The sequence below is a fragment of the Bacillus sp. LR_5 genome, assembly GCF_042709275.1.
Genome location: NZ_JAVAXX010000055.1, coordinates 21,287 through 29,525 on the forward strand (window position 1 = coordinate 21,287; position 8,239 = coordinate 29,525).

General features: G+C 46.2%; 9 protein-coding genes. 1 reads left to right on the top strand and 8 read right to left on the bottom strand.

Features of this window, described 5'->3' with window-relative positions:
• Nucleotides 1–23: 23 nt before the first annotated feature.
• Nucleotides 24–1,400, top strand: coding sequence for a YncE family protein (locus tag RAC86_RS13840; protein WP_377885776.1), 1,377 nt, complete (start codon nt 24–26; stop codon nt 1,398–1,400).
• Nucleotides 1,401–1,405: 5 nt separating this feature from the next.
• On the opposite strand, the gene albG is transcribed toward RAC86_RS13840, so the two are convergent.
• From albG to sboX, 8 genes are all read right to left on the bottom strand, one after another.
• Complete coding sequence (gene albG / locus RAC86_RS13845; protein WP_029726080.1) at nt 1,406–2,107, bottom strand: antilisterial bacteriocin subtilosin biosynthesis protein AlbG; 702 nt, start codon at nt 2,105–2,107, stop codon at nt 1,406–1,408.
• A complete protein-coding gene (locus RAC86_RS13850) occupies nt 2,104–3,384 on the bottom strand; it encodes a M16 family metallopeptidase (protein ID WP_377885778.1) in 1,281 nt (426 codons plus the stop codon). The genes albG and RAC86_RS13850 overlap by 4 nt, the downstream gene beginning before the upstream one ends.
• A 4-nt stretch (nt 3,385–3,388) precedes the next feature.
• The gene (albE, locus tag RAC86_RS13855) at nt 3,389–4,549 is read right to left on the bottom strand and encodes an antilisterial bacteriocin subtilosin biosynthesis protein AlbE (protein WP_108029087.1); all 1,161 of its coding nucleotides are present in this window, start codon (nt 4,547–4,549) and stop codon (nt 3,389–3,391) included.
• Nucleotides 4,539–5,849 (bottom strand): antilisterial bacteriocin subtilosin biosynthesis protein AlbD, encoded by a 1,311-nt coding sequence (albD, locus tag RAC86_RS13860; RefSeq protein ID WP_377885779.1) that lies wholly within the window; start codon nt 5,847–5,849, stop codon nt 4,539–4,541. Before albD ends, albE begins: the two co-directional genes overlap by 11 nt.
• The gene (locus RAC86_RS13865; RefSeq protein ID WP_029726076.1) at nt 5,842–6,561 is read right to left on the bottom strand and encodes an ABC transporter ATP-binding protein; all 720 of its coding nucleotides are present in this window, start codon (nt 6,559–6,561) and stop codon (nt 5,842–5,844) included. The genes albD and RAC86_RS13865 overlap by 8 nt, the downstream gene beginning before the upstream one ends.
• Nucleotides 6,558–6,719: an antilisterial bacteriocin subtilosin biosynthesis protein AlbB gene (gene albB / locus RAC86_RS13870; protein ID WP_003222006.1), complete on the bottom strand. Its 162-nt coding sequence runs from the start codon at nt 6,717–6,719 to the stop codon at nt 6,558–6,560. The genes RAC86_RS13865 and albB overlap by 4 nt, the downstream gene beginning before the upstream one ends.
• A 12-nt stretch (nt 6,720–6,731) precedes the next feature.
• Nucleotides 6,732–8,078 (bottom strand): subtilosin maturase AlbA, encoded by a 1,347-nt coding sequence (gene albA, locus RAC86_RS13875; protein ID WP_038427989.1) that lies wholly within the window; start codon nt 8,076–8,078, stop codon nt 6,732–6,734.
• Between the two features lie 24 nt (nt 8,079–8,102).
• Nucleotides 8,103–8,239, bottom strand: a 137-nt coding sequence (sboX, locus tag RAC86_RS13880; RefSeq protein ID WP_377885782.1) for a bacteriocin-like protein SboX, incomplete at its 5' end; no start/stop codon positions are given.

An 8,239-nucleotide genomic window follows, 5' to 3' on the forward strand; every position in this document is an offset into this window, starting at 1 on the left:
CATTTCTAAAAGGACGTGAAATCATGAAAAAGAATGATCTTTCTGCTTTACAGGAAAATTGTTTCTGTTTTTGTGATGAGGAAATTAGCCGGGAAGCGCCGTTTCAAGTGCCGATAGATATCCCTGAGGGCTTCAAGGTTAATTCGGCCGAAGCGTCAGCGGCTGTTACATGGAGTACAGACAATTTGTCCTGTATCAGTGAGCCTTGCTTAATCCAGACTGGGCCGGAACCAGAAGATATCGGTGTTCGATATGCCGTGAGAGTACAAGGGACCATTACGCTTCTTGTCAGTGTGTCGCCTGTGCGAAATCAATATGGACAAGGCAATGGGGCGGTTTCTGTGATTCATACTGAAGAGATTGATCAAGTTGTTTATTATGCAGCACAGTCTGGCCGCTGTCCTGATTTCAGTCAAATAACAGTGGAAGATCTGCTCATTGTACCGCCTTTCTACGGCAGTCCGCTTACGGTGGCCGGGACACTTGTTTTGCCGCCATCACCAGACCCTCAATCGTATGTGTTTACTGCCAATACTGGAGACAGCACGGTTTCGGTTATTGATGCAGATTTAAACACTGTTGTAAAAACAATCCCGTTTTCTGCTGTCCCAACTAATCTAGGCGTTACTTTCGATAAAGCATTCACGTATATCCTCCATGGAAATACCAACCTTGTCTCAGTGATTGATAATAAAACATTAACCATCATAAATACCATTACTGTTGGAGGAGGGCCGAGAAAGATCGAATTTGATCCAACAGATGAGTTCGCATACGTGATGGCCGCCGGATCTATATATGTGATTAACACGGCCTCTCAATCGGTCATTGATGTCATTCCGATACCCGGCGCTTTAGACTTTGCTCTTGATCCGAATGGACAGTATGTCTATACCGCTAATGGAAGCAGTTGGTCGGTTGATAAATATGATGTAAATACTGGGCAGTTGGTAGAAAGTATCATAGATACATTTGAATTTCCCAGTTTAATTGCAACTCCTTACGCTGGAAATTTTGCGTACGTGTTGAATGGTGAGCTGTGGCCGAAAGGTGTAACGGAGATTAGTTTGTCACCATTAAGCAGGGGAGGGGACTTCAGCCGTTTATTTGAAACGCTGAGGACGATTGTATTTTCTCTCGATAGCACTAGAGCTTATTTTCTAGAGCCATATAGTGAACCGTTTCTCATTAATAACTTATACGTAGTTAATACGGCCAGACAGAGGATCATTGCAAACGTGTCTCTCCCCGGCGCCTTTGACCTCGCCGTAACGCCGGACAAACAGTATATTTATGCGGCACAGCCCAACGACAATGCTGTGACCGTGTACCGCACAAGTGATTATACAGCCGTGACGGTGATTCCGGTTGGCGCGGGTCCGTCTGCGATTGCGATGTAGCTATTTTATAGATCAAGAGAAGCGGTGCTGCGATAAGAGAATCGTTTATAAATAAATGATCCGATTTGTTGGATGGCAGCCAGGATAATCAGAAACAGCAGTTCACTTATAGAGAAACTGAGCATCCACCAAATCCCGGCTGCTGCCAGCGCTCCCGCAAACACTTTTCTGAACAGGCTGCCGTGCCGGAAAAGCTGCCGCAAATACGTTCGCATGCAAAACAATAAATACAGGATCAGTAGCATCGCAAGTCCCATTGAAAGGGCAGGGGGCGTGTGAAGGCGGAAAGGGACGGCTTTAACGATTTCGAACATGCAGCCGAATATGATGACTTGGCACAACACGGCAGCCATCACGTATGTTTGGCGGACGTTTTTATAGCTGTCACGCAGCGATTTGACGTCTTCTGCATATCGGCTGCACAAGTTGTGTTGCTGAAAGTCACAGCAGCTTTGATGAGACTGTGTGAGTTTCTGAAAAGCTGCTGTCATGTTTTTCACGGATTGGGTGACATAATGAAGATAGAGAAAAGCAGGCAGCATCAGGAGGGCAGCGGTACAAGCCAGCAGCCCGAGCCGCACAGCATCATTGTTGATCATCTGTACATATTGGGCGGCGGCTTCGGCAACGGCCTGAACCCAGCCGAAGGAATAAGCCGCCATACCTATAAGCAGCAATAAAAGGGTAAAGACAGTGTTTTTTTTCATTGTCTGATCGCCTCTTTCTGAGAAATGTGAATGATCGCTTTGTTAGAAGATGCCATTGCATCAATGAGAGACAAGAAAACCTGCGCATCCATATCTTGAATGATGTGGTACATGTCAAGAAACGAGCAATCGCACCTGTCACACTCGGCTGCCCACTCGAAGCATTTACGCACATAATCGCTGTCATAAATGATCGCGTCTGTCAAAGAGTCCTTGCCGTATTGAAGCCAGGCGGCAACCTGTTCTTTCTTCTGTGTGACATAGTATGAAGCCACATCGATATAAGCTGAAGAATGGGTCCCTTGACTGTGAAGGATCAAGAAACCGCCATCCTCATAGATATAAGTCTCGGCTGACAAACGATCGATTTCCAGGCGGTACGTTTGCTGAATCTCTTGAAAAAACGGTGAATCTAATTGAAATAGAATACGAGCCGCGATATCCCAATAAAGCTTTATCGCCAACAGATCGTTTTGCCCGGGAAGTGCGCCGATCTGTAATCCGGTCCATGTATCTTCCATCCGCTCCTCATCACCCAGCACCATTTTTTGTGAGAGGGCTGGAGGGCATGCCGGGATGATTTTTCTTTCAGCATGATAATCCGGACGTTTTTCCAGCTGGAGGTGAGGAGGCAAAAGCGTTTCTGTATTTTCTGAGCCCCCAATCAAAAACAGCGTCATCCGATGGGCTTGGTAGGCAGCCTTATAGGCTTTTTGTAAATCACTGATGTCCAGCGCCTCAATATCTTCGTTTCTGCCTGCGGGGAAAACGGCAGCTGGTGAGGAGGGAGAAAGCATGCTGATCAGCTGATAATGATATGAGAGCTGATGGTTAAGGTGTGCTGTTTGAATTTCGCTTGTAATCACAGCTTTTTCCTGAGCGACAATCTTCTTGTCAAATGAGTGGTTCCATAAAGCATCAAGCAGGATGGGGATCGTTTGTCTGAGCCGATCCGGTAATGAGGTAAACATGAAATTGGTATCGGTGTAGGTAGTGAATGCGTTTAAAAGCGCGCCATGCGCAAAAAAATCACTGTACAGATTGCGGCCGTTATGCCAGAAGAGAAGATGCTCTAAAAAATGCGCTGTGCCATACGGAAGCAGTGTATCACCGGATTCTGCCCGTATACATACATCCCGGCTTCCAAAATCGATTTTTACATTGCACAGCCGCAGGTGGGCGTGGGGGAATTTCAATCTGAATATTTTTAGTCCGCTGTCTGTGTATCTGATATCGGTTCGTTCATCCAGCTGTTGAAAAAAGGCTTTCTTTTCCATCTCTTCATCCCCTTACTACATGAGCTCCGATATAATTGATGGTCGCTATGAATTGCAATACATCGCGGCATGTAACCGCTGAGATGCCATCCAGCAAGGCTTCTTTCGTGCAGGAGAAGCGGCGCAGGACCCCCATATAGGCCAATAGACCTTCGGGAGAATCGAATTGCAGCAGCAATTCATTGCGTAAAAACTGCTTTGCCTGTTCTAGTTCCCGCTCATCTGTATGAAAAGCTGCGACAGCTTCCAAAACGCGCGGGGGAATGTCTTTCTCATGAAGCTGATCTGTACATATTGAAACAAGCAGCAAATTGTTCATGACATCGTAACGGGTGATAACGTGATAGACTGCCAGATCCTTCTCTCTGAAGTGCTTGAATAAAGCGGAATGGCCGTACTTTCCCAGTAATCCGTCTATTAGCTGTATTTTGATATAATCGCTGGCATCTTTCATCTCTCCGCAGTCAAATCCGAGTGTCAAGACGGAAGGACCTGCAGCGCTGCGTGTCTCTGTTTCAAACACATGCCGGTTTACGGGTATTCTTCCGGACGTTATAGCGGACGTTTGCGGGGCATGTCCCCGAACATCACATGCATGTACTTGTCCCAATATGTTCAGCTGTTTTTGCTGGGACACTAAATCAACGATAAAGTCCGTTGCGTCGAGAAACCGTTTAGGATGAATCGCCTTTATCCTGTCTCTCCGGCCAAACATGCCTGTGCCGTACATCGGGTTTCCGAAGACCTCCTCAGCCAAGCGCGCCGCCGAGTAGGAGAAAGGATCAGTGAATTTCTTTTCGATTCTCAGCAGCAGCTCATTCCTGGCCTTTTCAACTGCTTCGAATGAAAGAGAAGAAGGGAAAGACAAGTCTGCAAAAGTTTTCAGCAGGGCGTCAACATGAAGATTCCCGTTATATAATGGGTGAATCAAACGGGTCCCGCAGGTTTTCAGCTGCTGATCAAAAAAGAGATTCGCTGAGTACATGAAACGGCTGCCGGCAGCACAACCGAAAGCGTCAATGATTTGCTCCTTCAGGTATGCGGCGGCGCCGTAAAAATAAATCGTTTCTTCCTCAGGTTCCGCCGCGCTTTCGATTGGTTTCAGAAAGCTCGCGGCGATTGAAATAGTTGAAAATTGATGAGTCTTCAGCAGGTTAACTTCCAAGCCGTTCTCTTTTGCTTGTATCAAAGAAACCACCATCCTGTTTTTGCAGGTAATAGACTATGACCAGACCGGCTAACGGAACGACCGCCAGGGAGACAGCGGTGCCGGCTAATGTGGCTAAGAATAGGGGGAGACAAAACAGATAAGACCGATATTTTGAGAAACCGCTCCATAGCTGCTGCTCCGTCTGCCAGCTGAAGGAGGGCCTTTTTTCATCCGCAGTTAACCTGATAAAAGCTCCCGCCAGCAGCAACTCAATGCACTGCAAAAAAGTGAGAACTGAAATCGGGCGGCCGCTGATGAAACCCACAATCATCACGACAAGGAGAAATCCGCCTGCCAATAGGCCTGAATAAAAGCGATATTTCGCCCAAAACATCGTTTTCCGCTTGATCGGAAGCGTGATGAGCAGCATCCGGTCATTTTTTTCAATCGAATACAAAAGGGCGATCGGCGAGCTGATGAGCAAAAGCGCGGAAATCACGATATAAATCACTTGCTGATTGAAGATGCCGGTGTTCATCATCTGGAACGAAAAGAAGCCGCTGAACGCCGCCATGACCGCGTAATTTAACAGCATCGCTTTAGAAGAGATAAATCGGTTCCATTCTCTTTTGTAAAACGAAAATTCAGATCGCCGCATAAATGAATGCATCTTGCTCTGCTGCGGAGGCGCCTGCAGAAAGACAGGAAAGTCAATGATCACCGCCCACAGCATATGCACCGCGCAAAGCGGAAGCGTGGCGGCCGGCATCAAAGCGGCGCTGATACATACACAGGCGAATATCGCCGCATGCAGCAGAAACATCAAGTTCTTCTTTTTGACGAAGTGGTTGCTTAGCACAACTCCGAAAATAATGGAGTAAACGGTAAAAAACGAAAACCTGCCGAGCCAAAACAATGTTTGCGCCCCTGACAGCGTTCCGTTTCCAAATAAGAACAGCGGTAAAATAAAAAAGAATAAAGTTCTTCTCAAACAGGTATCGACAAACAAAACGACACTCTGGGCGAGCCAAAAGCTCCGTGAAGAAATCGGCAGCAGGCAGCTCAGTTTCATATAAGATTCCTTCCATTGAGATGTCACAGAAAGAAACACCATATATGCGTTCATTAAGAGAAGCGCGAGTATGATATACGTTTTGCGCAACACCGATTCATCAATGCCGGCCTGGCGAATCAGCCCGATTTCAAACACGGCCAGAATGACAAGGCCTGCGGCAATGCGGATGGCGTCCTTTTTCCCTTGCCGGCTGTAAAGCTGTTTGAACAGCAAAGACATGATGGGGATTATGTTATTCATGGCCGATCACCTCGAAAAATTCCCGCCGCAGATCGGTCTCCTCTCCAATCGGAATGACCTTTTGGATCTGTTTGTTGTGAAGAATAGCCGCGTAATCACAAAATCTTTGCACGACATCGAGCAGATGAGAAGAAAACAAAATGGTCCCGCCTGCTTCACAGTACTCGCGCATTTTCTGATAAAAAACCTCTATCGATTCCACATCCAAACCGACGAGCGGCTCATCCAAAATAAACAGGGGAGCGCGCAGCAATAAGCCTGTCATCAATACAACTTTTTGCCTGTTCCCCAAGGACAGCTCCGAAATTCTCCTGTTGATGTATTTTGAAAAATGAAAGGCCTCGGCCAAACTGGCAAACTGCTGCTCTGAAAAATCCTTTTGATAAAGCGAATGGACGAAAGACATATAGTCCTTCGCCGTAATTTCTGTAAATAGCAGCGGATAATCGGCGGCGAAGTAACGGTGAGTCTTCAGCTGATCTGATGTTTTCTGCGGCATGCCGGCCTCCGCTTCAATTCCGCACAGTGTAAAGCGCCCGCTGAAATTGCGGTTCACGCCTGTCAGCGTATTAATCAGTGTCGTTTTTCCGGCGCCGTTTACCCCAAGCAACCCGTAAACGGCGCCTTTTTCTAAATGTAAATCCACTTGTTCTAAGATGACGTTGTCCCGTTCATACCAAACGGATACATCGTGTATATCCAAAATGCTCATCGCGAGTCAGCCTTCCGCGCGCGCATTCCGAACAGAATGGCAATGGCAATGAAAATCAGCGTAAACAGATAGTCGCTTTTGACAAAATAGACGACTGCGCCGATGACAAAGATAAATGAAAGGATATACAGTAAAATTCTTCTTTGTGCTGGTGACAAATCGTTTCCCTCCTAAATAAGCTGGACCACGTCTTCTAATTGTTCATTTTTCGCCCAAGAGCAAATGTTTTTCCGGTGATATTTGTTAGAGTTCAGCCCTTTTAAGTAACAGCCTCCGCAATAGCCGCTGAACGGGCATTTGTCTTTCATGCAATGTTCGCTGAACCGCGGCGCTTGCGCTTGCCACAGTTTATGGACGAGAGGGGAGTTAAAGATGCTTACATAGGAATCATGAAAAATATTTCCCAATGAAAATTCCTTTGGAAAGAGGGCGCAAGGACGTACTTCGCCGAACGGGCTGATCACAATGGACTTCCAGCCAGCGCCGCAATTTGCCGCGCGTTTTCTCTCATAGGGAATAATCGGAATCAGATCTTTAAACTCATCAATCACATTTTGCTCGTATTCCATAAACTTGCGGTGCTGCTCGGCGTCTTTCGTTGGATGGACAATATCTCTGCCTCTTCCGAAATCATCAACCCAATTGTAAGAAAACGCCTTCGCCCCGAGATCCCGAACCTTTTGGGCCATATCGTGGATTTCCCACATGTTTTTTTCGAAGACAGACATGGCGACTCTGACAAATATACCGTGGTCACTCAACAATTTTATCGTTTTACAAGTTTGGGCAAAAGAGCCTTTTCTCCCTCTAAAGGAGTCATGGACCTCGGAATTGACACTATCAAGAGAAATGCCGACGATGATTTTTTGCTTGTAAGCCTTCAAAAGCTCCAAACTCTCTTTTCGCATGAGTGTTCCGTTTGTTAAGACAGCGACTTTTTTGAACTTTTTACACACATAGTCAAGAATCTCATTGGCATTTGGATGGACAAAAATTTCCCCACCCGTGATTTCGCATGTCAATACACCGTTATCAAACAGCATATCAGCCGTTTTTTTGAATTGCTCAATCGACACGGTGCCGAGCGCTTCAGGTGAGCTTTCCAAATAACAGTGGGCGCATTTCAAATTACAGCGGTGCGTCAGTTCAAAGGTGGCGTGCAGGGGCATCGGAAATTCATTGCTTCCGCTCGTGGTGATTGTATGGCGGCTGGCCCGGTTTCCAAGCTGGATCACCTGCTTGTTCTGGAGCATGTTGAGCATGTCGTAATACCAATCTTTATGGTCTTCCGGTGATTCATCATACACTGCACATTGCTCAGCTAAAATCTGCTCAGCTGTTTTTTGGCCATCCATGCGCATGCAGAGCTCGTAAGCCGTTTTGTTGAGATCCAAATACTCAAAGTCAGAAATGGAGACATTATCGCGCAAGTAGTCGATTTCTAACACGCCACCCTCAGGAAGCTGGTGAACCCTTACACTTTCATTAATAAATGGAAACATCTGCTCTATAAACAAAATACCATCCCCTATACATATGATTCAAATGAAAAACGGTTGTGTATGTATATCCAAGAGGTAGATTTTAGTTAAAAATTGTAATTTACTTAAAAAGGGCATAGTAGAATGACTATGCCCTTTTGGGAGATCCTTACCCCCATAGACCGAATAGACCTGTT

Excerpts from the sequence above, each read along its gene's own strand:
- albD (WP_377885779.1), bottom strand. The coding sequence starts at position 5,849 with ATGAATAACATAATCCCCATCATGTCTTTGCTGTTCAAACAGCTTTAC.
- albG (WP_029726080.1), bottom strand. The coding sequence starts at position 2,107 with ATGAAAAAAAACACTGTCTTTACCCTTTTATTGCTGCTTATAGGTATG.
- RAC86_RS13850 (WP_377885778.1), bottom strand. The coding sequence starts at position 3,384 with ATGGAAAAGAAAGCCTTTTTTCAACAGCTGGATGAACGAACCGATATC.
- RAC86_RS13865 (WP_029726076.1), bottom strand. The coding sequence starts at position 6,561 with ATGAGCATTTTGGATATACACGATGTATCCGTTTGGTATGAACGGGAC.
- RAC86_RS13840 (WP_377885776.1), top strand. The coding sequence starts at position 24 with ATGAAAAAGAATGATCTTTCTGCTTTACAGGAAAATTGTTTCTGTTTT.